We start from the raw sequence: 24,864 nt of genomic DNA, 5'->3' as shown, positions 1-24,864 counted from the left end.
GGCGGGGCGGCCGGGTGCGGCCACCCGCCCTCGGCATGATGTCGCACCCCTGCCGCGACCGGGACCGCGCCCCCGCCCCGGGTGGGGCCCCGCTCACCACGACGGCGGGCCCGGGCAGCAGCCCGGACCCGCCGTCGGAGGGTCGCTCCGGTGCGCCGGCCGGGGGTCCCGGCCGGCGCACCACGCCTCACGGGGTCGTCGGAACCGTGATCTCGCCCGAGATGATCCGCTGGCGGTAGTCCTCGATCTGGTCCTGGATGTCGTCGATCTGCCCACCGGAGGTGGCCAGGCCGACGCCGTCGCCCTCCAGGTCGCTGACGATGTCGACGCCCCCCTGGACGTTGCCCTCGGAGTAGTCGGTGATGAAGGCCTCGACCGCGTTGTCCACCCTCTTGAGCATCGAGGTCATGATCACGGCCTGGAGCGCCGGGTCGTCGACGGTCTGGTACTGGTCGGAGTCGACACCGATCGCCCGGTTGCCGGTCTCGGCCGCCGCCTGGAAGACGCCGGTGCCCGAACCGCCCGCGGCGTGGAACACGATGTCCGCGCCGGCGTCGTACATGCTGCGGGCCAGGATCTGACCACGCGCCGGGTCGCCGAAACCGGAGAAGTCGCCGGCCGGGGAGATGTACTCGACATCGACCTGGATGTCCGGCTTGACGGCCGTTGCGCCGGCCGTGAAGCCCGCCTCGAACTTCTGGATCAGCGGGGTCTCGACACCGCCGACGAAGCCGACGTGGTTGGTCTCGCTCTTCAGCGCCGCCGCGACGCCGGCCAGGAACGAGCCCTGCTCCTCGGCGAACAGGAGGCCGGTGACGTTGTCGACGCCGAGCTCGGCGACGGAGGAGTCGACGATCGCGAAGGTGGTGTCGGGGAAGTCCTCGGCCACCTCGGCGATCGTGTCGCCGTAGGCGAACCCGACGGCGATGACGGGGTCGTAGCCGGCCTCCGCCAGGTTGGCCAGACCCTCGACGCGGTCGGAGCCGTCGTCGTTCGGGCTGAACTCCTGGACCTCGCCGCCCAGCGCCCCGATGGCCGCCTCGACACCGGCGTAGGCCGAGTCGTTGAAGGACTGGTCGCCGCGGCCGCCGGTGTCGTACGCAAGGCCGACCTGGAGGTCACCAGAACCGCTGCCGCCGCCGCTGTCGCCGCCGGCCGTGGGCTCCTCGTCACTGGCACAGGCCGCCAGGGCCAGGCTGCCGGCCAGCAGCAGCGCCGCGGCCTTCGTCATCCGCGCTCGGCGCAAGACGATCTCCTTTGCTGGGGGGAGGTCCCCGTCTCGTGGCGGGGCTCCCGGTGGTGGGGTGCGCGTGCACCCGGACCACCCGGGGCGGCCCGCGAGGGTGCACGACCCCGGACGCTAACCGCGCGGACCGAGCCCCCTACAACCTCTCGGACGGACTGAGACCCGATCGTTGCGAACCCTCGTGAGATCGGGGCCGCGGCGCCCCGGGCGCCGTGTCGCAGCTCACGCCCCGGTGTCAGCGCACCCGGCCGTCGGCCTCGCCGGACGAGGGGTGCCGCTCCGGCGACCGGCCCGCGGCCTCGACCGCCGGCAGGGTGGCCGTCCAGGCGGCGGTGAAGAAGGCGAACCGGAAGACGACGTTGATCCAGACCAGGATCCCGACGGCACCGCCGAACGCCGAGGCGGTCACGCTGCCGGAGATCAGCGACAGGTACAGGTTCCCGATCAGCTTCATCACCTCGAACCCGACCGCCCCGAACAGGGCTCCCGGCAGCAGCCGGCGCACCGGGTGCGGTGTCGCGGGAACCACCTTGAGCAGCCACAGGAACACGACGACGTCGCCGAGGAAGGCCAGCGCCAGGCTCAGCACGGCCGTGAGCGCCGCGAGGCCGCCCACGCCCTCGAGCCCGAGCACGCCGAGCGCCCACGACGTCGCCGTCGTGGCGACGCCGGTCAGCCCGAGGCTGGCCAGGCCGACCGCCCCCAGCAGCACCAGCGCCAGCAGGTCCTGGACGTTGTCGCGGAGGAACTCGGGCTCCTCGGCGTGGCCCTTCCACGTGCGCTCCATGCCGATGCGCAACTTGTCCATGGCGCGCAGGCCGGCGTAGACGAAACCGATCAGCCCGATCGCGCCGACCACCTCCGCCGAGCCGACCGCCCCGCGCAGGTCGGCGACGATGTCCTCGCCGGTGCTGCCCGGGAAGGCGGCCCGGATCGCCTCGTAGAGCTCGCGCTGGAGCAGTTCGTCCCCGGACAGCACCAGCCCGATGACCGAGGCCGCCAGGAGCAGGACGGGGAACAGCCCCAGGAAGGCGAAGTAGGTGACCCCCGCGGCCATGAGGTCGCCCTGGGTCCGCTGGTACCGGCCGCCGGCCCGGGCCAGGTGGTCGAACCAGGCGGACCGCCGCCGGGCGGTGCCGATCGTGCCCTCGACGCGGTCCCACGCGCGTGCCGGCCACCCCTTCGTGGAGGGTGCCTCCGCGTCGGGCGCCTCGCGGGTGGGGGTGGAGCTCACCGCCCGAGTCTGGGGCCTGCCCGGTCCGCGTGCAGGGTCCCGGGCAGGCCGCTCAGCGCTCCGGGCCGGTCAGGGGGTACTCGCGGGCGATCTCCCAGACCCCGGCCGCCGTCTGCTCGAACTCGGTGAAGTGCTCCACGCGGAACTCGGCGGAGAGGTCCTGCAACCCGCAGTAGGCCAGGTCGAGCATGTCGCCCGGCACGTCGTGCGCGACGGTCACGTGGGGGTGGTACGGGAAGGACAGCGCCCGGTCGAGAGGGCCCTGGCGGACGTCGTGGGCCAGCAGCTCGCAGTTGCCGATCCCCCGGGCCACGGTCACGAAGACCACGTCGGAGACCGGGGTGAAGGTGCCGGTGCCGGCGAGGTGCATCTCGAACGGCGGGTGCGCGGCGGCGACCCGGGCCAGGTGCTCGGTGACGGCCTCGCGGTCGGCGACGGGCACCTCCGTCGGCGGGAGCAGCGTCACGTGCGGCGGCACGAGCGTCGCCTGGGGATCGCCGACCTTGCAGCGCCAGTCGACGAGCAGGGCCGCCCACGGCTCGGGGATCGGCACGATGACCCCGAGCAGCGCCGTCTCCGGCGGCGTCCCCAGCCGGCCGACGAAGGTGTCGTCGTTCATGCCACCGGCCCCGCTGGTGGGAGGAAGCCGACCCGCTCGTAGACGGCGGCCAGGGTGCGCCCGGCCACGGCCCGGGCCCGCGCCGCGCCCGCGGCGAGCAGTCGCTCGAGCTCGGCGGGGTCGGCCAGCAGTTCGGCCGTGCGCTGCTGCACCGGGGCGAGGGCCTCCGTGACGACCTCCGCGAGCTCCTTCTTGAGGTCCCCGTAGCCGCGGCCGGCGAAGTGCTCCTCCAGCTCGGCGGTGCTGCGCCCCGAGAAGGCGGAGTGGATGGTGAGCAGGTTGGTGACCCCCGGCTTGCCCTCCGGGTCCGCGACGATCTCCCGCCCGGTGTCGGTGACCGCGGAGCGGATCTTCTTCGCGGTCACCTTCGGGTCGTCGAGGAGGTTGACGCAGCCCGCCGGCGGCAGGCTCTTGCTCATCTTCTTGTCCGGGGACTGCAGGTCGAGGATCTTCGCCGCACCGGCCGGGATGTAGGCCTCGGGGAGGGTGAAGGTGTCGCCGTAGCGGCCGTTGAAGCGCCCGGCCAGGTCGCGGGTGAGCTCCAGGTGCTGCCGCTGGTCCTCCCCGACCGGCACCCGTTGCGCCTGGTACAGCAGGATGTCCGCCGCCTGGAGCACGGGGTAGGTGAACAGCCCCACGGAGGTCGGGCCGGCCCCCTCACGGGTGCTCTTGTCCTTGAACTGCGTCATCCGGCTGGCTTCCCCGAAGCCGGTGAGGCACTGGAGCACCCAGGCCAGCTGGGCGTGCTCGGGCACCTGGCTCTGGACGAACAGGGTGCTGCGGTCGGGGTCGACGCCCAGGGCGATCAGCTGCGCCGCCGACACCAGGGTCCGCTGCCGGAGCACGGCCGGGTCGGGCTGCTCCAGGGTGATCGCGTGGAGGTCGACGACGCAGTAGAAGGCGTCGTGGTCCTCCTGCATGCTCACCCACTGCCGGAGGGCGCCGACGTAGTTGCCCAGGTGGAAGGAGTCCGCCGTCGGCTGGATGCCGGACAGCACTCGGGGAAAAGCCACGTCGGCCATCAAACCAGCCGGGAGCGCCGTGCGTGCCCGGCTCCCCCGTTCGGCGGCGGCCCCGGCCGACGCGGTCACCCGGTCGGGGCTGGTCAGCGGACCGCGGCGGCCAGCGCGTCGTCGAGCGCGGCCAGGAATACGTCGTCCTCCTCGGGCGTGCCCACGGTGACGCGGATGCCCTCACCGGCGAAGGGCCGGGTGATCACGGCGCGGGACTCCAGGGCTGCCGCGAGTTCCGCCGTCCGCTCCCCCGTCGGCAGCCAGACGAAGTTGGCCTGGCTGTCCGCGACCTCCAGGCCCCGATCCCGCAGCTCGGCGGTCAGCCGCTCTCGCTCGGCGACGACGGCGGCGCAGCGGGCCCGCACCTCGTCCTCGCTGGCCAGCGCCGCGACCGCCGCCGCCTGGGCGACCATGCCGACGCTGAACGGCAGATGGGTCTTGCGTACCGCTTCGGTGACCGCCGGGTCCTCGGCCAGCAGGTAGCCGACGCGCAGCCCGGCCAGGCCCCACGCCTTGGAGAACGTGCGCAGCACCGCCACGTTGGGCCGGCCCCGCATCAGCTCGACGCCGTCGGGCACCCGCGGGTCGGTGACGAACTCGCGGTAGGCCTCGTCGAGGACGACGAGCGTCTCGGCCGGCACCGCGTCCAGGAAGCGCTCCAGCTCATCGCGGTGCACCGCCGTGCCGGTGGGGTTGTTCGGGTTGCAGACGAACACCAGGCGGGTGCTGTCGTCGATCGCGGCGGCCAGCGCCGCCAGGTCGTGGGTGTCGGGGGATCCGCCGGGGCGGGCGGGGACCAGCGGCACCTGGACCGCCCGCGCGGCGGCGATGCGGGCCAGCAGCGGGTACATCTCGAAGGAGCGCCAGGCGAAGGCGATGCTCGTGCCGGGGTCGTTGTAGGCCTGCGCGAGCTCCTGGCAGATGGCCACCGCGCCGCAGCCGGTGGCGACCTGGGCCGGGTCGACGCCGTAGCGCTGCGCCAGCGCCTCGGTGAGGACGACGGCGCCGTTGTCGGGGTACCGGTTGGTACCGGCGACCGCGGCGGTCACCGCCTCGACGACGGCGGGCAGCGGCGGGAAGGCCACCTCGTTGCTGGCGAGCTTGACCGCGCGCTCGACGCCGATCTCGCGGGCGAGGTCGGCGGGGTTGCGGCCGGGCCGGTACGCGGGAAGCGACTGCACGGCCGGTCGGGCACTGACCACCAGATCCTCCACCTCCCGCGGGGCCCACCCTTCTAAGGTGTGCCCATGCGCGTACTCGTCGCCGGCGGCGCCGGCTACATCGGCAGCGTAGTGACCGCGGCCCTGCTCGCCGGGGGGCACGAGGTGACCGTCCTCGACGACCTCTCCACCGGGCACGCGGACGCCGTCCCCGAGGGCGCGGCGCTGGCCGAGGTGTCGCTGCACGACTCGGCGCCGGTGCTGGCCGAGGTCCGCCCCGAGGCGGTGCTGCACTTCGCGGCCAAGTCGCTGGTCGGCGTCTCGCAGCAGCAGCCCGAGGACTACTGGCACACCAACGTCGGCGGCTCGTTCGCGCTGCTGGAGGCCATGCGGGCGGCCGACTGCAGGCGGATCGTCTTCTCCTCCACCGCCGCCACCTACGGCGAGCCCGACCAGGTGCCGATCCGCGAGGACGCGCCGACCCGGCCGACCAACACCTACGGGGCCTCGAAGCTCGCCGTCGACCACATGCTCACCTCCTACGCGGTCGCGCACGGCTTCGCCGCGGTGAGCCTCCGGTACTTCAACGTCGCGGGCGCCGCCTACGGGCTGGGCGAGCGGCACGCCACGGAGACCCACCTCATCCCGATCGCCCTGCAGGTGGCGGCGGGGCAGCGGGAATCGCTCACCGTCTACGGCCAGGACTACCCGACGCCGGACGGCACCTGCATCCGCGACTACGTGCACGTCGAGGACCTCTCCGACGCGCACCTGCTCGCACTGCCCGCCCCCACGGCCGGTGAGCACCGGATCTACAACCTGGGCAACGGCACCGGGTTCTCGGTGCAGGAGGTCGTCGAGGCAGCCCGCGAGGTGACCGGCCACCCGATCCCGGTCACGATCGGCGAGCGGCGGGCCGGGGACCCGGCGCAGCTGGTCGCCTCGAGCGACCGGATCCGCGCCGACCTGGGCTGGGCCCCGAAGCACACCGACCTGGTCGGCATCGTGCGGGACGCCTGGGACGTCGCCCAGGCCCGCCGGGGCTAGCCCGTCGCGGTCGCGTCCGAGGCGTCCTCCGACTCCTCGGGCGCCGGCGGCGGGGCCACGCGCAGGCGGGCGATCCGCCGGCCGTCGAGCTCGAGCACGTCGATGCGGCGACCCTCGACCTCCACGGCGTCGCCGACCTCGGGCAGCCGGCCGAGCTCGGCGAGGACGTACCCGGCGGCCGTCTCGTACGGCCCCTCCGGCAGCCGCAGGCCTGTCGCGTCGGCGAAGTCGTCGAGGTTGAGCAGGCCGTCGACGTCGCGCGGCGCGTCGGGCGCCGGCCGGTCCTCGGGTGCGACCTCCTCGTCGTACTCGTCGTAGATCTCCCCGATGACCTCCTCGATGAGGTCCTCGAGGGTGACGATGCCGTCGGTGCCGCCGTACTCGTCGACGACGATCGCGAGGTGCTGGTTGTCCCGGCGCATCTCGCTGAGCACCGTCAGGACCGCGGCGGTGCCGGGCAGCCGGGTGACCTCGCGGGCCAGGTCACCCACGGTCGCCGCCCGCCCCGCAGGGTGGGTGGGCAGGAACAGGTCGCGCACGTGCACGAAGCCGACGACGTCGTCCTGGTCGCGGCCGACCACGGGGAAGCGCGACCAGTTCGACTCCGCGACCAGCTTGGCGGCGCGGCTCGCGGTCATCGAGGCCTCGAGGAACTGGACCTCGGTGCGCGGCGTCATCACCTCGCGCACCTCGCGCTCGCCGGCGCGGAAGACCTCGTCGATGAGCCGGCGCTCATCGCTGCTCAGCGATTCGTGCGCGGCCACGAGATCGCGGAGCTCCTCCTGGCTGATCGACTCACCGCTGGCCTTCGGGTCGCCTCCGACGAGCCGGACCAGACCGTTGGTCGACTTGGACAGCAGCCAGATGATCGGCCGCGAGAGCTTCGCGATGGCGTTGAGCGGGGCGGCTACCATCAGCGCGAAGCCCTCGGCCCGCTGCAGCGCCAGCCGCTTGGGGGTGAGCTCGCCGACGACGAGGGACACGTAGCTGATCGCGACGGTCACCAGGACGAGCGCCAACGTGCCGGCGAGCCCCTCACCGACGCCGCGGGTCTGCAACCAGTCGGCCAGCGGGGCCGACAGCGTGCTCGCGCCGAAGGCCGCGGAGAAGAAGCCGGCCAGGGTGACGCCGACCTGGACGGCGGCGAGGAACTGGTTGGGGTCCTCGAGCAGCTTCTGCACAGCCTGCCCGCGGCGCCCCTGCTCGGCCATGGCGCGCACCTGGCCCTCGCGCAGCGAGACCAGTGCGATCTCGGCACCGGCGAAGGCACCGCCGATCAGCACGAAGACGACGACCATGACGATGTTGAGCCATACGTCGCTCACCGGCGGCGTGCTCCTCGGGGTTCGGGGTGGGGAGGACCGTTCCATGGTGCCGGGTCCATGCTGCCCCGCAGCGGCCGGCGCACGCCCGGGGACCCCGCCGGGTGGGGTGACCGTGCCCACGCCGTGGGCCTTCCCCGGCGACGCGACCACCGTTAGTCTGCATCAGGTAACGGATCGTGATCTCTCTCGAGGACCCGCATGCGCCACCGGCCACCCGGTGCCCCCGCTCACCACGGCCGCACCGCCGCCGCCGCGGACCACCGGTCCGGTGGGTCCCACCGCCGGTCCCCGAGGGTGGGCCTGGCTGTCGCGCTGACGTTCGCCACCACGGCGGTGGTCCTCACCGCCCCGGTCGTCTCCGGGCCGGCCGATCCGGGTGCGATCGATGCGTCGTCCTCCGCGGGATCGGCCCCCGGTTCCTCCACGTCCGTGTTCCCCGGCGCCTCCCCCGCGGCGCCCGGGGCAGCGGGCGGTGTCCCGGTCGCTCCGGAGGGTGGTGCCGGCCGGCCCGCGCCGGCCCCTGGAACCGCTCAGCCGCCGGTGGCCGTGCCCGGACCGGTCACCGGCCCTGCCGACGTCCCCGGAGCCGCCGCGGCCCCGTCGTCCCCGCAGCCGGCACCGCCCTCCGCGGCCGCCACCGCGCTCGCCCCCGCCGACCGCGCCGCACCGGCTGCCGCCGCGCCTGCGCCGCCCCCGCCGGCCGCATCGGCTCCAGCGGCTCCGGCGGCTCCGGGCGTCGAGGGCGAGGTCCTCGCGCTGGTGAACGCCGAGCGCGCCCGCGCGGGGTGCGGCCCGGTCGCGGCCGACAGCGGGCTCGCCGCGGTCGCCCGGGCGCACAGCACCGGCATGCGCGACCGCGGCTTCTTCGACCACGTGGACCCCGACGGGCTGGGCCCGTTCGACCGCGCCGACCGGGCGGGCGTCTCGGCCCGGGCGGAGAACATCGCCCGCGGCCAGGCCGACCCGGTCGCCGTCATGACCTCGTGGATGAGCAACCCGGGGCACCGGGCGAACATCCTGAACTGCGGGCTGACCCGGCTCGGGGTCGGGGTGGCGACCGGCTCCGGCGGCCCCTGGTGGACCCAGCTCTTCGGCTGACCCGCCACCCCGCCATCCGTCCTGGGCGCGACTTCACGGGAGTCGGGCTTCGAGCGCCTCGCCGGACCCCTGTTCCCGGGTAGGTGCACGGTCCAGTGCCTCGCGAACCCGAGCCACGAACACCCTCGGGTCGTGCAGGTCGGCCGCCGTCAGGTGGATGACGGTCCACCCCGCCGCAGTCAGCCGGTTGAGCCTGCGCCGGCCCTCGGCGAACTGGCCGGGCTCCGCGTGCCAGGCGCCGTCGTACTCGACCGCCACCCGGGACCCGCAGCCCCGCCGCACCGGCGACGCGGACGTCGAGCGAGTCGGGGAGCCCCGCGTCGTCGGTCAGGTGGCCCGCAGCCACGGCATCACGCTCGCGGCAGACGCGGCCCCGGAGGGCGTCGGGACGACGGGGAGGGGTACCCGAGGAGCCTGCCCACGGACCGCGCGGGCGCGCCGGCGTCGTCCACAGGCCCCGACTTCCGCGGACTCGCGCGCTGGACCGGCCGTCGGAGGCCGCTGTCGAGGAGGTTGCGCCCCGGGGCCGAGCCGGATGTGCAGCGACCCCCGCACCCAGGGGGGTGCGGGGGCCGCTGCGCGTCAGGGACAGCTCAGGCCATGGCCTTCTTGAGGTTGCCGTCGATGGCCGCCAGGAAGTCCTGGGTGGTCAGCCACGGCTGGTCCTTGCTGATCAGCAGCGCGAGGTCCTTGGTCATCTGACCGCCCTCGACGGTGTCGATGCAGACCTTCTCCAGCGTCTCGGCGAAGCGGGTCACCTCGGGGGTGCCGTCGAGCTTGCCGCGGTGTGCCAGGCCCCGGGTCCAGGCGAAGATCGACGCGATCGGGTTGGTCGACGTCTCCTTGCCCTGCTGGTGCTGGCGGAAGTGGCGGGTCACCGTGCCGTGGGCGGCCTCGGCCTCGACGGTGCGGCCGTCGGGGCTCATGAGCACCGAGGTCATGAGGCCGAGCGAGCCGAAGCCCTGGGCCACGGTGTCGGACTGCACGTCACCGTCGTAGTTCTTGCAGGCCCAGACGTAGCCGCCCTCCCACTTGAGCGAGGCCGCGACCATGTCGTCGATCAGCCGGTGCTCGTAGGTGATGCCGGCGGCGTCGAACTTTTCCTTGAACTCGGCCTCGAAGACCTCGGCGAACAGGTCCTTGAAGCGGCCGTCGTAGGCCTTGAGGATCGTGTTCTTGGTCGAGAGGTAGACCGGGTAGCCACGCTGCAGGCCGTAGTTCATCGAGGCCCGGGCGAAGTCGCGGATCGAGTCGTCGAGGTTGTACATCGCCATCGCGACGCCGCCACCCGGCGACTGGAAGACCTCGTGCTCGATCGGCGCGGAGCCGTCGGCCGGCTGGAAGCTGATCGTCAGCGTGCCCTCGCCGGGGAACTTGAAGTCGGTGGCGCGGTACTGGTCACCGAAGGCGTGACGGCCGACGACGATCGGCTTGGTCCAGCCCGGCACCAGCCGCGGCACGTTCTCCATGATGATCGGCTCGCGGAAGATGACGCCGCCGAGGATGTTGCGGATCGTCCCGTTGGGCGAGCGGTACATGCGCTTGAGGCCGAACTCCTCGACGCGCGCCTCGTCGGGCGTGATCGTCGCGCACTTGACCCCGACGCCGTGCTTCTTGATGGCGTTGGCGGAGTCGACGGTGATCTGGTCGTCGGTCGCGTCGCGCGACTCGATGCCCAGGTCGTAGTACTCCAGGTTGACGTCGAGGTACGGGAGGATCAGCTGGTCCTTGATGAACTGCCAGATGATCCGGGTCATCTCGTCGCCGTCGAGCTCGACGACGGTGCCCTCGACCTTGATCTTGCTCATGTGTCCCTCTCCACGTGCGTCTTGTGGCCCCGCTGCAGGGCCCCGCGGCGAGCGTGCGAGCCGTGGGGGGCAGCGGGGTCCTTGCTCAGAGGTCGGCCACGTCGGCCTGCTTCGCGCGCACCGCCTCGGCGGCCTCGCGCAGGCCCGCCACCTCGCTCTCCGCCAGGTCGCTCTCGACGACCCGCCGGACGCCTTCCCGGCCGATCTCGGCCTCCACCCCGAGGTAGACCCCGGAGATGCCGTACTCGCCGTCGACCCAGGCGCACACGGGCATGACCCTGCCTGCGTCCTCCATGACCGCGCGGGCCATGCGGGCGGCAGCGGCGGAGGGAGCGTAGTAGGCCGACCCGGTCTTGAGCAGGGCCACCACCTCCGCACCACCGTTCCGGGTCCGCTGGACGAGGTGCTCGACGCGGTCCGGCGCCATCACCTCGGACAGCGGCTTGCCGTCGACCGTGCACCGCGACGGCACCGGCACCATGGTGTCGCCGTGCGAGCCGAGCGTCAGGGTGCGCACCGAGGACACGGGGACGCCCAGCTCCTCGGCGACGTTGTTGGTGAAGCGCGCCGTGTCCAGCATCCCGGCCTGCCCCATGACCCGGTGCTTCGGGAAACCGGTGGCCAGCTGCGCGAGCGCGGTCATCTCGTCGAGCGGGTTGGAGACGACGATGAGGACGGCGTCGGGCGAGGTGCGCGCGATGTTCTCCGCCACCTGCCGGACGATCCCCGCGTTCGTCTCGATCAGGTCCATCCGGCTCATGCCGGGCTTGCGCGGCAGACCGGCGGTGATCACGACGACGTCCGAGCCCTCGGTGCCCTCGTAGGAGCCGCCGCCGATGCCGACGACCTCCGTCTCGAACCCCTCGATCGGCCGGGACTGGTTGATGTCGAGCGCCAGCCCCTCGGGCTTGCCCTCCACGATGTCGGTGAGGACGACGGTCTCGAAGATGTCGTACTCGGCCAGGCGGAGTGCGGTGGTGGAGCCGTAGAAACCGGCACCGACCACGGTGACCTTGCCGTTCCTGGGCTGCTTCGCCATGGTCGCCAACCTAGCCCTGCCCGGCGGCCGGCGCCGCCCCGGGGGCGCTCACGTCGCCGGGATGGCCAGCGCGACGACCGCGAGGGTGGCCCCGGCTCCGGCGAGCAGGACGACGTCGACCGCGCGGCTGCGCACGGCGAGGAAGCCGACCCGCCGCACCGGCAGCAGCAGCCGCAGCAGCGCCGCCCCCACCAGCGACGTGCCCAGCACGACCAGACCCCAGCGCCAGTGCTCGAAGGTGACCAGCAGCAGCCCGATCGCCACCACGACCAGCACCGCCAGCAGCGGGAGCTGCCGCAGGAGCCCGGCGAGGAAGGGCCGGCGGACGTAGAGCGGCGGGCGGTCCACGGTCAGGCCGAGAGGGCCTCGAGGGCAGCGGCCCGCTCGGCCGCGAGCACCACGTTCTGCAGCAGCATCGCCCGCGTCATCGGCCCCACCCCGCCCGGGTTGGGGGCCACGTGGCCGGCGACCTCGACGACGTCCTTGGCGACGTCCCCGGCGATCTTCCCGTCCATCCGGCTCACGCCCACGTCGAGGACGGCGGCGCCCGGCTTCACCATGCCGGCGGTGATCAGGCCGGGCACCCCGGCCGCGGCGACCACGACGTCCGCGGAGCGCACGTGCGCCGCGAGGTCGCGGGTGCCGGTGTGGCAGAGCGTCACCGTCGCGTTCTCGGTGCGCCGGGTCAGCAGCAGGCCCAGCGGCCGGCCGACCGTGATGCCGCGACCGATGACGACCACCTCGGCGCCGGCGATCGGTACCCCGTAGCGGCGCAGCAGCTCCACGATGCCCACCGGCGTGCAGGGCAGCGGACCGGGGACGTTGAGCACCAGGCGGCCGAGGTTGACCGGGTGCAGCCCGTCGGCGTCCTTGGCCGGGTCCATGGCCTCCAGCACCCGGCTCTCCTCGATGCCCGCAGGCAGTGGCAGCTGCACGATGTAGCCGGTGCAGCCGGGATCGGCGTTGAGCTCGGCGACGACGGCCAGCACGTCGGCCTCGGTGGCGGTGGCCGGCAGCTCGCGCTGGATGCTCGCGATGCCCACCTCGGCGCAGTCCGAGTGCTTGGCGTTGACGTACCACCGGCTGCCGGGGTCGTCCCCCACCAGCAGGGTGCCGAGGCCGGGCCGGTGACCCGCCTCGGTGAGAGCGGCCACCCGCTCGGTCAGCTCGGCGCGGATCGCCGCCGCGGTGGCCTTGCCGTCCAGGATCGTCGCGGGCACGCCGACAGTCTGCCGGAACGGGTCCCGGAGAGGGCGGCGCGGTCCTAGGGTCGGTGCAGCGGGGCGCCCGGCCCCGCCGACCCGCGGAGGTGCGCGATGAGCGACCACACCCCGACCGGCGCGTCCGCGTCGTCCGGCGCCGGCCCGGCGGCGACCCGGCCGGCGTACTCCGACCGGCCGGTGGCCTTCCGCGGACCCGAGAGCCTGGGCGGGCTGCTGCTCATCCTCGCGGGGATCGCCGCCGCCGTCAGCCTGCCGCTGGACTGGCTGCGCGACCGCGACGCCAGCGGCTGGGCGCTCGTGCGCGACGCGTTCGCCGACCTGGACCAGGTGTTCGACGACGGCGGGTGGCAGCCGCTGGCCATCGTCCTGGGTGGCGGGGTGCTGCTGCTCCTGGGCATCGCGCTCTGGCTGCCCGCGCGCAGCCACCGGTTCGTGGGGCTCCTGGCGCTGGTGGTCAGCGGCGTCGTGACGGCGGCGGCGCTCGTGCCGCTGGTCGACGCCGGCTGGGACCTCGGCTTCTTCGGCCCCGGGTTCTGGTGCGGCATCGCCGTCGCCGTCCTCGGGCTGCTCGGCTCGCTCAAGGCCGTCCTGACCGGCCCCCGCTACGCGACGAGGTAGCGATCAGCCGTCGACCCGGGCCCCGTGGGCGCGGGCGACCTGGACCGCCTGCACGGCGTCGAGGTGCACGCCGGTCAGCTCGAAGGACCGCCAGTCCACCTCGTCGGTGGAGGCGCCGCGCAGGTCGGCCCCGCGCAGCCTGGCGCTCTGCAGCCGCGCCCGGTCCAGGTCGGCCGAGCCGAGGTCGGTGCCGCGGAGGTCGGCGTCGGTGAGGTCGGCCTCGCGGAACCGCTGCCCGGACAGGTCCAGCGCCGACAGGTCCACCCCGCGCAGCGACGTCCACGACCAGTCGCAGTCGACGGCCGTCAGGGGCCGCAGCTGGGCACCGAGGAAGTGCGAACCGGTCAGCTTGCAGCCGTCCAGGGTGGTGTCGAACAAGCGGGCCCGGTCGAAGCGGCAGGACAGGAACGCCGTCCCGAGGTGCCGCGAACCGCCCAACCGCACCCCGGTGAGCACGCACTCGTCGAACACGCACCGGCGCGTGACCAGCTCTTCCAGGCCGGCGTCGTCGAAGCGGCACCGGGTGAAGGTGATGCCGTCGAGCCGCACCCCCCACCAGTCCACGCGCGCGAAGTCCTCCCCCACGAGGGTCGCGCCCGCCTCGGGTGGCCCCACGTGCGGCCGGCCCCCTCGCAGGGGCCGGCGCCGAGCCTGCGGGGGGCGAGGGGCGAGGGGGTCAGCCATCAGTGGGCGAAGTGCCGGGTGCCGGTCAGGTAGAGCGGCACACCGGCCGCGGCGGCCGCGGCCACCACCTCCTGGTCGCGCACCGACCCGCCGGGCTGGACGACGGCGCGCACACCGGCGTCGAGCAGCACCTGGAGGCCGTCGGCGAAGGGGAAGAACGCGTCCGAGGCGGCGACCGCCCCGGCGGCCCGCTCCCCCGCCCGCGCGACCGCGAGCCGGGCGGAGTCGACCCGGTTGACCTGCCCCATGCCGACGCCGACGGTCGCCCGGTCGTGCGCGAGCAGGATGGCGTTGCTCTTCACCCCCCGCACCGCCCGCCAGGCGAAGACGAGGTCGTCGAGGCCCGCGGCATCGAGCGGCTCGCCGGTGGCGAGGGTCCAGGTGGTGGGGTCGTCGCCGGTGGCGTCGATGCGGTCCCGCGTCTGGAGGAGCAGCCCGCCGCTGATCGGCCGCTGCTCCACGCCCGTCTCCGGCAGGTGCGGCAGCCGCAGCAGCCGGATGTTCTTCTTGCCCGTCAGCACGGCGACGGCGTCGTCGGTGAAACCGGGGGCCACGACGACCTCGGTGAACACCTCGGCCACCTGCTCGGCCATGGTGAGGTCGACCTCGCGGTTGGCCGCGATGACGCCACCGAAGGCCGACACCGGGTCGCAGGCGTGCGCCTTGCGGTGGGCCGCGGCGATGTCCGCGCCGACGGCGATGCCGCAGGGGTTGGCGTGCTTGATGATGGCCACGCACGGCTCGTCGTGGTCGTGCGCGGCCCGCCAGGCGGCGTCGGTGTCGACGTAGTTGTTGTAGGACATCTGCTTGCCGTGCAACTGCTCGGCGTGCGCGAGCCCCGGCCGCTCCGAGCGGTACAGCGCGGCGGCCTGGTGCGGGTTCTCCCCGTAGCGCAGGACGTCGGCCCGCTCCCAGCTCCCCCCGACCCAGGCGGGGAAGCCGCTGTCGTCGTCGGGGGCCAGCACGTTGCCCATCCAGGAGGCGACGGCGACGTCGTAGGAGGCGGTGTGCCGGAACGCGGCGGCGGCCAGCCGCTGCCGCTCGGCCAGCGTGAAGCCGCCGGCGGAGACCGCGGCGAGGACGTCGTCGTACCGGGCGGGGTCGACGACGACGGCGACCGACGGGTGGTTCTTGGCAGCGGCGCGCACCATCGCGGGGCCGCCGATGTCGATCTGCTCCACGCACTCGTCGGGAGCCGCGCCGGAGGCGACGGTCTCGGTGAAGGGGTAGAGGTTGACGACCACCAGGTCGAAGGCGGCGATGCCGAGCTCCGCCAGCTGCGCGACGTGCTCCTCCTTGCGCCGGTCGGCGAGGATGCCGGCGTGCACGGCCGGGTGCAGCGTCTTGACCCGGCCGTCCAGGCACTCGGGGAAGCCGGTGACCTGCTCGACGGGGGTGACCGGGATGCCGGCGTCGGCGATCCGGCGCGCGGTGGCCCCGGTGCTGACCAGCTCCACCCCGGCGGCGGCCAGCCCGCGGGCCAGCTCCTCGACACCGGACTTGTCGTAGACGCCCAGCAGGGCGCGGCGGATCGGGGTGCGGTCGCTCATCAGGGGCTCTTCCTCGTCCGGTGTGGGGTGGTCGGGGGCGCGGCGACGAAGGCCGCCACCGTCTCCACCAGGAGCTGGCGCTCCACGTCCTTGATCCGTTCGTGCAGCGTGGCCTCGTCGTCCCCGGGGAGGACGGGCACCTCGCGCTGGGCGAGGACCGGGCCGGTGTCCACGCCGGCGTCGACCAGGTGCACGGTCGAGCCGGTCACCGTGGCCCCGGCCGCCAGCGCGTCGCGGACCGCGTGCGCACCGGGGAAGGCCGGCAGCAGCGCCGGGTGGGTGTTGAGCAGCCGACCCTCGAACGCGTCGAGCACCGCGGGACCCATGATCTTCATGAAGCCGGCCGAGACGACGAGGTCGGGGGTGAAGGCGGCGATCCGCTCGGCCAGCGCGCGGTCCCAGGCCCGCCGGTCGGGGTGGTCGCCGAGGGCGCAGACGAACACGGGCAGCCCGCGCCGGCGGGCGTGCTCGAGCCCCGGGGCCTCGCGGTCGGCGCCGACGGCGACCACCTCCGCCGGGTAGCCGCGGTCGTCGGTGGCCTCCAGGAGCGCCGCGCAGAGCGAGCCGGTACCCGAGATGAGGACGACGACCCTCGCCCGGGCGGGGGGGTCGGAGACGGGCACGCTCCCGACCCTATAAGGACCCCGACCTCAGCCCAGCGCCCGCCAGCGGGTGACTGCGGCGGCGAGCGCCGCGGCGATCGCCGCCTGCGCCCCGAACGCGATGCCGGTGGCGAGGGGAGGGGCGCCGGCCTGGGCGAGCGCCCCGTCGCCCAGGGAACCGCCGGCGGCCCAGGCGAGCAACCCGGCGAGCAGGCCCAGCAGCGACCCGGCCAGCAACCCGGCGAGCCCGGCGACGACCGACCCGCCGTCCCGGTCGGTGAACCACCGCCCCAGGGTCCGGCCGGCGACGAGCCCGGCCACGGCCGGGACGACCTGCGAGACGAAGGCGACCAGCGGCACCGCCTGCGTGTCGGGCAGCGCCGCGAGCAGCGGCAGGGCGGGCACGCTGCCCAGCGTGACCCCGTGCACGGACACCAGCGTGCCGCTGCCGACGGAGAACCCCGGGCCCGCGGCCAGCCCGAGGACGGCCACCGCAGCGTTGGGCAGGTAGAGCGCGCTCAGCCCGAGGAGCCCGAGCGCGCCGGCCCCCGCCCCACCGAGGGCTCCCGAGATCGCCGCGTACCCCGAGGCGTCGCTGGCCAGGGCCACCGCGACGACGACGAAGGTGAGGGCCAGCGCGGTCAGCAGCCCGGCGAGGACCCCGCGGAGCACGGGCCGGGCGCCCCCCGGCAGCCGGTCCAGCGCGGCGTCGGCCACCCCTGACTCCCGGCCGGCACCCCACCCGACGGCGAGCAGCGCCAGCACGGCCGGGGCCAGCAGCGTGCGCGGCCAGCCGACGGCCACCGCCGGGTCGTCCAGCAGCAGGGCGAGCAGCCAGGTGAGCGCCAGGTGCACGAGCACGACGGTGATCCCCGCGCGCACCACCCGGTCCTGCGCCCCGCCGTCCAGGACCCGGACGGCGACCCGCCCGGCCCACGACAGACCGCGGGCGGCGAGCAGGGTCAGCAGCAGGGGGGCCAGCGCCAGAGGGCCGGAGGCCGGGCGCAGCTCCGCCCCGTGCGCGAGCAGCCACAGCCGGGCGCCCACGGCGGCGGCTCCCCCGGCCGGCATGCCGCCGCCCGGGTCCAGCGTCTGCACGACGACCAGGGCGAGCCACAGGCCGGCCAACCCGACCACCGTCACAGCGGTCGCGGCGAGGGCGGCGAGGACGGCGGGCGGAGCGGGGCGGGCCGCCGACCCGTCGTCCCGCCGGAAAGGCAGGCGTGCGAGCAGCGGGACCACCTCCCCACTCTCGCAAGCCACCGCGGCCGATGTGCGGCGCACGCGCCGGAGCCGGCCGTCCCCGTGCGGCCGCGCCGGGACGCCCGTCAGGTCTCCGTGCCGGGACGGTCGCTCTCCGTGCTGCCCGGCGCCTCGCCGGACGCGGAGGCGCCGCCGGCACCCCCACCCCCCGCTCCTGGACCCTGGTCCGACCCGGGTCGCACCGGCTGCGCCGGCCAGGGGGGTTGCTGCTGCGGGTAGGGCTGCTGCCCCGGCCCCCAGGGCTGACCGGAGGGCGGCCAGGGGTACGGCTGGCCGGGCCACGGACCGCCGTGCTGCGGGACGGCCGGTCGCGCGGGGCGTTCGCGCAGCTCCCGGCGCAGGGCGAGCACCGCGAGCACGGTGATGCCGACGGCGGTGAGGAAGCCCAGGAACGCCCAGAAGGAGAAGGCGTACCGAAGCGTGTCCAACCAGGAGAACAGCGTCAGCACCAGCCCCAAGCCCGCCAAGCCCGCGGTCACCCCGGAGCGCGGGAAGGTCAGCGCCGTCCGGACGAACGCCGGGAGGACCGCCCACGCCGTCGCCAGGAGGAAGAGCACGAAGGCGGTCACGACCATGCCGTCCTCGAAGCCGCTGAACGTGACGCCGAACGTCGCATCGCCGAACCGCCACCAGGGCAGGAACCCGACGAGCAGGAACAGCAGGGTGCCGCCCGCGACGGCCAGGTCGGTCCAGGTCAGCCGCTTGGGGTCGAACGAGAACTCCGCGCCTGCCTGCCGCCGCCCGGCGGGGTACCCGGGCACGTACCCGTAGCCGGGCGGGACGGGGGCCGGCTGCCCGTACGGCTGCTGGCCGTAGCCCTGCCCGGGCGCCGGGGAGGACGGCCCGTACCCGCCGTAGGGCTGGCCGTACGGGTGGCCGAACTGCGGCTGCCCGTACCCGGGGTGGGCGTAGCCGGGCTGCCCGTACGGCTGCTCGCCGTAGCCGCCGTGGCCCGGCTGGCCGTACGGGGGCTGACCGTACGGCGGCCGGCCGTACCCGGGCGGGCCGTACGGGGCCTGGCCGGGGTGGGGCCGGCCGAACCCGGGCTGCTGCCCGTACCCCGGCCACCCGTACGGGGGCTCACCCTGCTGGTGTCCGCCGGGCCCGGGCCGCTCCTGCGGGGACCCGCCCTGCTGCTCCCCCGGTGCAGCCGCCCGCGGGACCTGGTGCGCCTCCCCCTCGGGCGGCTGGGCACCCGCGGGAGGTCGGCCGCGTTCGGGCGGCTGCGGGGGCTGGCTGGCGGTCACGGTGATCTCCTCCGGACGGAACGGGTGCGCATCGATCGTGGCGGTCGCGGCGAGGCGCGCGCAACGGCGCGCCGGGGCCGGCACCGCCCACCCCGGACGCACCGCTGCCCGGTGACCAGGGCGGTCACCGGGCAGCGGGTGGGTCAGAGGTGCGGGAGCCGCTAGCCGACGATCTCGCGCATCAGCTGGGCCGTCTCCGACGGCGTCTTGCCCACGCGCACACCGGCGGCCTCGAGGGCCTCCTTCTTCGCCTGGGCGGTACCGGCCGAGCCGGACACGATGGCGCCGGCGTGGCCCATCGTCTTGCCCTCGGGCGCGGTGAACCCGGCGACGTAGCCGACGACCGGCTTGGTGACGTTGGCCTTGACGAAGTCGGCGGCCCGCTCCTCGGCGTCGCCACCGATCTCGCCGATCATCACGATGGCCTCGGTCTCCGGGTCGTCCTGGAACGCCTGGAGCGCGTCGATGTGCGTGGTGCCGATGACCGGGTCACCACCGATGCCGATCGCGGTGGAGAAACCGATGTCCCGGAGCTCGTACATCATCTGGTAGGTCAGCGTGCCGGACTTCGACACCAGGCCGATCTTGCCCTGCTTGGTGATGTTGGCCGGGATGATGCCGGCGTTGCTGCGCCCGGGGCTGATCAGGCCGGGGCAGTTCGGGCCGATGATCCGGGTCGAGCCACCCTGGGCGTGGGCCCAGAAGTAGGTCGAGTCGTGCACCGGGATGCCCTCGGTGATGACCACCGCGAGCCCGATCTGGGCGTCCACGGCCTCGATGACGGCGGCCTTGGCGAACGGCGGCGGCACGAAGATGACGCTGACGTCGGCGCCGGTCTCCTTCATGGCCTCGGCGACGCCGCCGAACACCGGCACGCTGGTGCCGTCGAAGTCCACCGACTGGCCGGCCTTGCGCGGGTTGACGCCACCGACGATCGCGGTGCCCGAGGCGAGCATGCGCTGGGTGTGCTTCATGCCCTCGGAGCCGGTCATGCCCTGGACGATGACCTTGCTGTTCTCGTTGAGGAAGATCGACATCTCTGATCCTTCGAAAGGTTGTGGAGGCCCCCTCCAGGGGCCCGCCGCGAGCGTGCGAGTGGTGGGGAGGAGGGGGTCCTTCCTCAGGCGGCGAGCTCGGCGGCCCGGCGCGCGGCGCCGTCCATCGTGTCGACCAGGGTGACCAGCGGGTGGTTGGCCTCGGCGAGGATCCGCCGGCCCTCCTCGACGTTGTTGCCGTCGAGCCGGACGACCAGGGGCTTGGTGGCCTCGTCGCCGAGGATGCTCAGCGCGGAGACGATGCCGTTGGCGACGGCGTCGCAGGCGGTGATGCCGCCGAAGACGTTGACGAACACGCTCTTGACGGCAGGGTCGGAGAGGATGATCTCCAGGCCGTTGGCCATGACCTCGGCCGAGGCGCCTCCGCCGATGTCGAGGAAGTTGGCCGGCTTGACGCCGCCGAACTCCTCACCGGCGTAGGCGACGACGTCGAGGGTGCTCATGACCAGGCCGGCACCGTTGCCGATGATCCCCACCTCGCCGTCGAGCTTGACGTAGTTGAGGTCCTTCTCCTTGGCCCGCGCCTCGAGCGGGTCGGCGGAGGCGGCGTCCTCGAGAGCGGCGTGCTCGGCGTGGCGGAAGCCGGCGTTCTCGTCGAGGGTGACCTTGGCGTCCAGCGCGAGCACCGTGCCGTCGGGCGCCTTCGCGAGGGGGTTGACCTCGACCAGCGTGGCGTCCTCCTTGGCGAAGGTGTCCCACAGCTGGACGGCGATCGCGATGACCTGGTCCCGCACCTCGGCGGGGAAGCCGGCGGCGTCGACGATCTCGGCGGCCTTCTGGCTGTCGACGCCGACGGTCGCGTCGATCGGGATGCGGGCGAGGGCCTCGGGGCGCTCGACGGCGAGCTGCTCGATCTCCATGCCGCCCTCCTTCGAGGCCATGGCCAGGAAGGTGCGGTTGGACCGGTCGAGCAGGTAGGAGAAGTAGTACTCCTCGGCGATGTCGCTGGCCTGGGCGACCATCACGCGGTGCGTGATGTGGCCCTTGATGTCCAGCCCGAGGATGTCCTGGGCGCGCGCCTTGGCGTCCTCGGCGTTGTCGGCGAGCTTGACGCCGCCGGCCTTGCCGCGGCCGCCGGTCTTCACCTGCGCCTTGACGACGACGGTCTGCCCGATCTCGCGGGCGATCGCCTCCGCCTGCTCGGGGGTCTCGGCGACACCGCCGGGGAGCACGGGGACACCGTGCGAGGCCAACAGGTCACGGGCCTGGTACTCGAAGAGATCCACGAACAGGCACCGTAGACCGCCCGGGACCGGACCGCTGCCCCGGGCGTTCCCGACGGGGGCGCGGGGTGGGCCGCGTCACAGGGCGCCTCACCCGTTCGCGGCAGGGAACGCCCCGCTCACGGCCGCGGTGGGGCTGCGGGCTCAGGCGTCGGCGGGCTCGCCCACGTGCTCGCGCACCCACTCGACGATCTCGCCGGTGGTGGCGCCGGGCGTGAAGATGCCCGTGACGCCGATGCGCCGGAGCTCGGGGACGTCCTCCTCCGGGATGATCCCGCCACCGAAGACCACGACGTCGTCGACGTCGCGCTCCCGCAGCAGCTCCACCAGCCGGGCGAAGAGCGTCATGTGCGCGCCGGAGAGGACCGAGAGCCCGACGGCATCGGCGTCCTCCTGCACGACCGTCTCGACGATCTGCTCCGGGGTCTGGTGGAGGCCGGTGTAGACGACCTCCATGCCGGCGTCGCGCAGCGCACGCGCGACCACCTTCGCGCCCCGGTCGTGCCCGTCCAGTCCCGGCTTGGCGATGACCACCCGGATGCGTTCGTCCACCACGGAGGGGAGCTTAGGGCCGACGGCCGCCGGGAGTGGCACCCGTCACGTCCGGATGCGGCGCGCCCGCCAGGCGACGGCCGCCAGGGCCAGCAGCCCGAGGCCCGCGAGGACCAGGCCGATCCCCGGGACGGTCCAGACCAGCTCGTCGGACGAGGCGGCGTCCCGCAGCCCGCCCAGCCCGGCCCGGAGGACGGTGACGGCCACGGCGAGCAGCCCCCCGACCACAGCCAGCCGCGGCCGCAGCGACGGGGCGACCACCGCGCACAGCAGCAGGGTGCCGGCCAGCAGGAGCCCCCCGAGGAGAGCGAGCCCCGGCCGCTCCAGGAGGGCCTGCGGCCCCTCCTGCATCACGACCACGCGCATGCCGGTCGCCGGGTCGATGCGCAGCTGCTCCGGTACGTCGGCGGCCGGCAGCGACAGGCACAGGACGGCGACCACCCCCAGCAGCACCGCGGCGCCGGCGAGCACCGAGCGGATCGGGTCCAGGGGGCCGCGGTCCTCCATCACCGTCCGCCCCCACGCCGCCGCGCCGACGGCGCCGGCCAGCACGGTCAGCACCAGCGCGACGACCCCGAGCACCCAGCCCGCACCGACCTGCACGCTGCTGGTGAGCACCCGCTCGCCGGCGAGCACCTCCACCCCCGGCCGTGCCGTGGAGCTGCTGCCCCGGTAGATCTCGATGAGCAGCTCCCCCACGGCCAGCGCCCCGGCGACGGCGGCGTACGCCAGGCCGAACTTCGGCACGGCCCGGCGGAGCAGCGTCGCACCCACCGCCAGGTGGACGGCGGGCGCGAGCAGGGTCGCGAGCGCGCCGCCGACCCCGCGCACCTGGCGCAGCTGCTCCCCGCCGACCACCAGGTAGGTGGGCACCGCCGCGAGCACGCCGGCCACGCCGGCCAGCACGAGCAGCGCACCGCAGAGCCGCACCGCGGGGGGCACGGTCCCGATGACGACCCGGTCCCCCGCCCCCACCGCCGACGCACCGGCCGGCGGGGTGCCGGCGTCGCTGCGGCCGGAGCTGGTGGCCCTGCCGGTGCCGGTGCGGTCGGTCCGTGCGCGGTGGTCGCGGGTGGACACGTCTCCCCCTTTGGTGGATGTCACGAACCGGACTCGATCACCGGCCCGACCGTGACGTTCGTGTGACGAGCACCACATCCCCGCATTACCGTGCGGTGAACGGAGCACACACCTGGCACCGCCGCCGGCGGGACGGCACGAGCCGAGCTCCGCCGGAGCTCGACGGGGAGGGCAGCCATGCGCCCATCGGGCGATCCGAGCTCCGGTCCAGGGTGGCACACCGGTGACGCCGGCGAGGCCGCGCCACGTGGTCTCCGCGCACTCTGCTCCCCGACCACGCTCACCGGTGGCCTGACCGAGCTCGCCTGGCTCGGGGCGCACGTCCTCATGTACCCACTGGGTGCGCGCATGGAGCAGCTGCGCCCCGACCCGAGCACGCGCACCGGCGAGCAACCCCCGGTGGCCCGGGCCCTGTTCGCCGTCGACCCGCTCGCGGCGCGCACACCCGTGCTGCTGGTGCACGGCCTCGTCGACAACCGCTCGGTCTTCGCGGTCATGCGCCGTAGCCTGCGGCGGCGCGGGTTCGCCGCCGTCTGCTCGTGGAACTACAGCCCCCTGCTCACCGACGTCGCACGCGGCGCCGAGGACCTGGGGGAGCACATCGAGCGCATCTGCGAGCAGACCGGCCACGACCGGGTGCACGTCGTCGGGCACAGCCTCGGGGGGCTGATCGCGCGCTACCACGTGCAGCGGCAGGGCGGTGACCGCCGGGTCGACACCCTGGTGACCCTCGGCACCCCCCACCGAGGGTCGGTGCTGGCCCACCTCGCGCCCACGCCGCTCATCCGCCAGCTGCGCCCCGGGTCCCCGGTGCTGGAGGAGCTCGAGCAGCCGGCACCGGGCTGCCGGACGCGCGTCACCGCGCTGTACAGCGACCTCGACCAGGTGGTGCTCCCCACGCGGTCGGGCCGGTGCGACCACCCCGACCTCGGTGCGCGCAACGTGCTGATCCGGGGGGTCGGGCACATGTCGCTGCCCATGCACCGCGGAGTGCTGGACGAGGTGGCGAGCACCCTCGCCGGCATCCGCGCGCCGCGCACCGCGGGTCCCCCGGTCGCCGCCGTCGCCTGATCGCGGCGGCGCCCGCCCCGGCGGGTCGACATGTCGATGTGACGACTGGTACACGTCGCGACACGCAGCGTCGGGTGCTTGGTCCGCTCATGACGGATCGTTACGGTCCGATCACGGCGCCGGGACGACCGGCGGACACCGCTCCCGGTGTCCTCGCCGTCGTCGCTCCCCCCGACGGACGCCCCCGTGCGCTCGCCGGCCAGTCGTCCGGGAAGGTCCACCGTGACTCGCAGCAGCGCCCAGGTGCTCGAGGGACCGCCGTCCGACGTCGTCGTGGTGCCCCGGCCTCGCGCCGCCGTGGAAGGCCCGGTCCGCGCCCCGCTCCCGCTGCCGGAGGTCGCCGCACCCCCCGTCGCGTCCGCGAGCCCCGACGAACCCCGGTCGAGGCGACGGCTGCCGCACCCGCCGGTCCGCCGCGTCCCCCTCTGGCTCGCCGCCCTCGTCACCGGGGCCGTGCTCGCCGGCAGCACGGCCGTCACCGGTGACGGCGCGGACGTCTCCGCCTCCGCGTCCGACTACGGGCTGGGCGTCAGCACGGAGGTCAGCTTCGCCGGGGGGCTGGAAGGCGCCGACGCGCGCCGCGGCATCACCGAGGCGGAGGCCCAGGCGCGGCTGAGCGAGCTCGCCGCCTCGCGCGCCGCCCGGCAGCCCAAGATCGTCGCGCCGACGCAGGGCACGCTCACCACCTGCTTCTGCCGGCGCTGGGGCACCATGCACTACGGCCTGGACCTGGCCGGGCCGCTGGGCACGCCCATCCTCGCGGCCACCGACGGCGTGGTCGTCCGGGCCGGGCGCGCCTCGGGCTACGGCAACGCCGTCTACATCCAGGACGCCGACGGCAACGTGCACATCTACGGGCACATGCGCTACTACAGCGTCTCCGCCGGCGACATCGTGACCGCCGGCGACCAGATCGCCAAGATCGGCAACGAGGGCCAGTCCACCGGCCCCCACCTGCACTACGAGATCCACCGCGGCGGCATGGACGGCCGCCCGATCGACCCGCGGGCCTGGCTGGCCGAGCGCGGGGTGAGCGTCTGACCTGTCGCCCTCCGGACGACACCGCGGCCCCGTGCCGTTCCCCGGTCCGGGTGAGCCGCCTGGTCC

At 74.5% G+C, this 24,864-nt stretch carries 24 protein-coding genes; 5 read left to right on the top strand and 19 right to left on the bottom strand.

Going from position 1 to position 24,864, the window contains the following annotated elements:
* Positions 1-187: 187 nt before the first annotated feature.
* The 5 genes from ACI79W_RS02165 to hisC all read right to left on the bottom strand — a co-directional run bounded on the left by ACI79W_RS02165 (position 188) and on the right by hisC (position 5,314).
* Positions 188-1,246, bottom strand: coding sequence for a BMP family lipoprotein (locus ACI79W_RS02165; protein WP_456560428.1), 1,059 nt, complete (start codon positions 1,244-1,246; stop codon positions 188-190).
* Positions 1,247-1,481: 235 nt separating this feature from the next.
* On the bottom strand, positions 1,482-2,480 hold the full coding sequence (locus tag ACI79W_RS02160; protein ID WP_456560427.1) for a YihY/virulence factor BrkB family protein: 999 nt from the start codon (positions 2,478-2,480) through the stop codon (positions 1,482-1,484).
* A 52-nt stretch (positions 2,481-2,532) separates the two neighbouring features.
* Positions 2,533-3,099, bottom strand: coding sequence for a 2'-5' RNA ligase family protein (locus ACI79W_RS02155; protein ID WP_456560426.1), 567 nt, complete (start codon positions 3,097-3,099; stop codon positions 2,533-2,535).
* Positions 3,096-4,121, bottom strand: a complete 1,026-nt coding sequence (gene trpS / locus ACI79W_RS02150) for a tryptophan--tRNA ligase (RefSeq protein ID WP_456560425.1) — start codon at positions 4,119-4,121, stop codon at positions 3,096-3,098. Before trpS ends, ACI79W_RS02155 begins: the two co-directional genes overlap by 4 nt.
* A gap of 83 nt (positions 4,122-4,204) precedes the next feature.
* On the bottom strand, positions 4,205-5,314 hold the full coding sequence (gene hisC / locus ACI79W_RS02145; RefSeq protein ID WP_456560424.1) for a histidinol-phosphate transaminase: 1,110 nt from the start codon (positions 5,312-5,314) through the stop codon (positions 4,205-4,207).
* Between the two features lie 45 nt (positions 5,315-5,359).
* Between hisC and galE the strand changes: the two genes are divergently transcribed.
* Positions 5,360-6,319, top strand: coding sequence for a UDP-glucose 4-epimerase GalE (gene galE, locus ACI79W_RS02140; RefSeq protein ID WP_456560423.1), 960 nt, complete (start codon positions 5,360-5,362; stop codon positions 6,317-6,319).
* Here galE and ACI79W_RS02135 read toward each other — a convergent pair.
* Positions 6,316-7,644, bottom strand: coding sequence for a hemolysin family protein (locus ACI79W_RS02135; protein WP_456560422.1), 1,329 nt, complete (start codon positions 7,642-7,644; stop codon positions 6,316-6,318). The two genes, galE and ACI79W_RS02135, sit on opposite strands and share 4 nt — an antisense overlap.
* 759 nt (positions 7,645-8,403) lie before the next feature.
* On the opposite strand from ACI79W_RS02135, the gene ACI79W_RS02130 reads away from it, so the two are divergent.
* The gene (locus tag ACI79W_RS02130) at positions 8,404-8,742 is read left to right on the top strand and encodes a CAP domain-containing protein (RefSeq protein ID WP_456560421.1); all 339 of its coding nucleotides are present in this window, start codon (positions 8,404-8,406) and stop codon (positions 8,740-8,742) included.
* A gap of 593 nt (positions 8,743-9,335) precedes the next feature.
* On the opposite strand, the gene ACI79W_RS02125 is transcribed toward ACI79W_RS02130, so the two are convergent.
* From ACI79W_RS02125 to ACI79W_RS02110, 4 genes are all read right to left on the bottom strand, one after another.
* Entirely contained in the window at positions 9,336-10,550 is a 1,215-nt protein-coding gene (locus ACI79W_RS02125) for an NADP-dependent isocitrate dehydrogenase (RefSeq protein ID WP_456560420.1), read from the bottom strand.
* Positions 10,551-10,635: 85 nt separating this feature from the next.
* Complete coding sequence (gene mdh, locus ACI79W_RS02120; protein ID WP_456560419.1) at positions 10,636-11,589, bottom strand: malate dehydrogenase; 954 nt, start codon at positions 11,587-11,589, stop codon at positions 10,636-10,638.
* 48 nt (positions 11,590-11,637) lie between these two features.
* Positions 11,638-11,937 (bottom strand): DUF3017 domain-containing protein, encoded by a 300-nt coding sequence (locus ACI79W_RS02115; RefSeq protein ID WP_456560418.1) that lies wholly within the window; start codon positions 11,935-11,937, stop codon positions 11,638-11,640.
* A gap of 2 nt (positions 11,938-11,939) precedes the next feature.
* Positions 11,940-12,809, bottom strand: a complete 870-nt coding sequence (locus ACI79W_RS02110) for a bifunctional methylenetetrahydrofolate dehydrogenase/methenyltetrahydrofolate cyclohydrolase (RefSeq protein ID WP_456560417.1) — start codon at positions 12,807-12,809, stop codon at positions 11,940-11,942.
* Between the two features lie 96 nt (positions 12,810-12,905).
* Between ACI79W_RS02110 and ACI79W_RS02105 the strand changes: the two genes are divergently transcribed.
* Entirely contained in the window at positions 12,906-13,430 is a 525-nt protein-coding gene (locus ACI79W_RS02105; protein ID WP_456560416.1) for a hypothetical protein, read from the top strand.
* Positions 13,431-13,433: 3 nt separating this feature from the next.
* On the opposite strand, the gene ACI79W_RS02100 is transcribed toward ACI79W_RS02105, so the two are convergent.
* The 9 genes from ACI79W_RS02100 to ACI79W_RS02060 form a co-directional block, all read right to left on the bottom strand.
* Positions 13,434-14,045: a pentapeptide repeat-containing protein gene (locus ACI79W_RS02100; protein ID WP_456560415.1), complete on the bottom strand. Its 612-nt coding sequence runs from the start codon at positions 14,043-14,045 to the stop codon at positions 13,434-13,436.
* A gap of 68 nt (positions 14,046-14,113) precedes the next feature.
* Positions 14,114-15,664, bottom strand: a complete 1,551-nt coding sequence (gene purH, locus ACI79W_RS02095) for a bifunctional phosphoribosylaminoimidazolecarboxamide formyltransferase/IMP cyclohydrolase (protein ID WP_456560414.1) — start codon at positions 15,662-15,664, stop codon at positions 14,114-14,116.
* Positions 15,664-16,287: a phosphoribosylglycinamide formyltransferase gene (gene purN / locus ACI79W_RS02090; protein ID WP_456560413.1), complete on the bottom strand. Its 624-nt coding sequence runs from the start codon at positions 16,285-16,287 to the stop codon at positions 15,664-15,666. The genes purH and purN overlap by 1 nt, the downstream gene beginning before the upstream one ends.
* A gap of 27 nt (positions 16,288-16,314) precedes the next feature.
* The gene (locus ACI79W_RS02085) at positions 16,315-17,508 is read right to left on the bottom strand and encodes a cell division protein PerM (RefSeq protein ID WP_456560412.1); all 1,194 of its coding nucleotides are present in this window, start codon (positions 17,506-17,508) and stop codon (positions 16,315-16,317) included.
* 86 nt (positions 17,509-17,594) lie between these two features.
* Complete coding sequence (locus tag ACI79W_RS02080; protein WP_456560411.1) at positions 17,595-18,776, bottom strand: hypothetical protein; 1,182 nt, start codon at positions 18,774-18,776, stop codon at positions 17,595-17,597.
* Positions 18,777-18,937: 161 nt separating this feature from the next.
* Positions 18,938-19,813, bottom strand: coding sequence for a succinate--CoA ligase subunit alpha (gene sucD / locus ACI79W_RS02075; protein ID WP_456560410.1), 876 nt, complete (start codon positions 19,811-19,813; stop codon positions 18,938-18,940).
* Positions 19,814-19,896: 83 nt separating this feature from the next.
* Positions 19,897-21,057, bottom strand: a complete 1,161-nt coding sequence (sucC, locus tag ACI79W_RS02070; RefSeq protein WP_456560409.1) for an ADP-forming succinate--CoA ligase subunit beta — start codon at positions 21,055-21,057, stop codon at positions 19,897-19,899.
* Positions 21,058-21,198: 141 nt separating this feature from the next.
* Positions 21,199-21,609: a cobalamin B12-binding domain-containing protein gene (locus ACI79W_RS02065; RefSeq protein ID WP_456560408.1), complete on the bottom strand. Its 411-nt coding sequence runs from the start codon at positions 21,607-21,609 to the stop codon at positions 21,199-21,201.
* Positions 21,610-21,651: 42 nt separating this feature from the next.
* Positions 21,652-22,686, bottom strand: a complete 1,035-nt coding sequence (locus tag ACI79W_RS02060) for a hypothetical protein (RefSeq protein ID WP_456560407.1) — start codon at positions 22,684-22,686, stop codon at positions 21,652-21,654.
* Between the two features lie 177 nt (positions 22,687-22,863).
* On the opposite strand from ACI79W_RS02060, the gene ACI79W_RS02055 reads away from it, so the two are divergent.
* Both ACI79W_RS02055 and ACI79W_RS02050 read left to right on the top strand, forming a co-directional pair.
* Positions 22,864-23,757 carry an esterase/lipase family protein gene (locus tag ACI79W_RS02055; protein WP_456560406.1) on the top strand — a complete coding sequence of 298 codons (894 nt, stop codon included), beginning with the start codon at positions 22,864-22,866 and terminating at the stop codon, positions 23,755-23,757.
* A 222-nt stretch (positions 23,758-23,979) separates the two neighbouring features.
* Positions 23,980-24,798, top strand: coding sequence for a M23 family metallopeptidase (locus ACI79W_RS02050; RefSeq protein ID WP_456560405.1), 819 nt, complete (start codon positions 23,980-23,982; stop codon positions 24,796-24,798).
* Positions 24,799-24,864 lie beyond the last annotated feature (66 nt).

The sequence above is a fragment of the Blastococcus sp. SYSU DS0533 genome (assembly GCF_054050775.1).
This window is presented reverse-complemented; position numbering and strand designations above follow the sequence as displayed.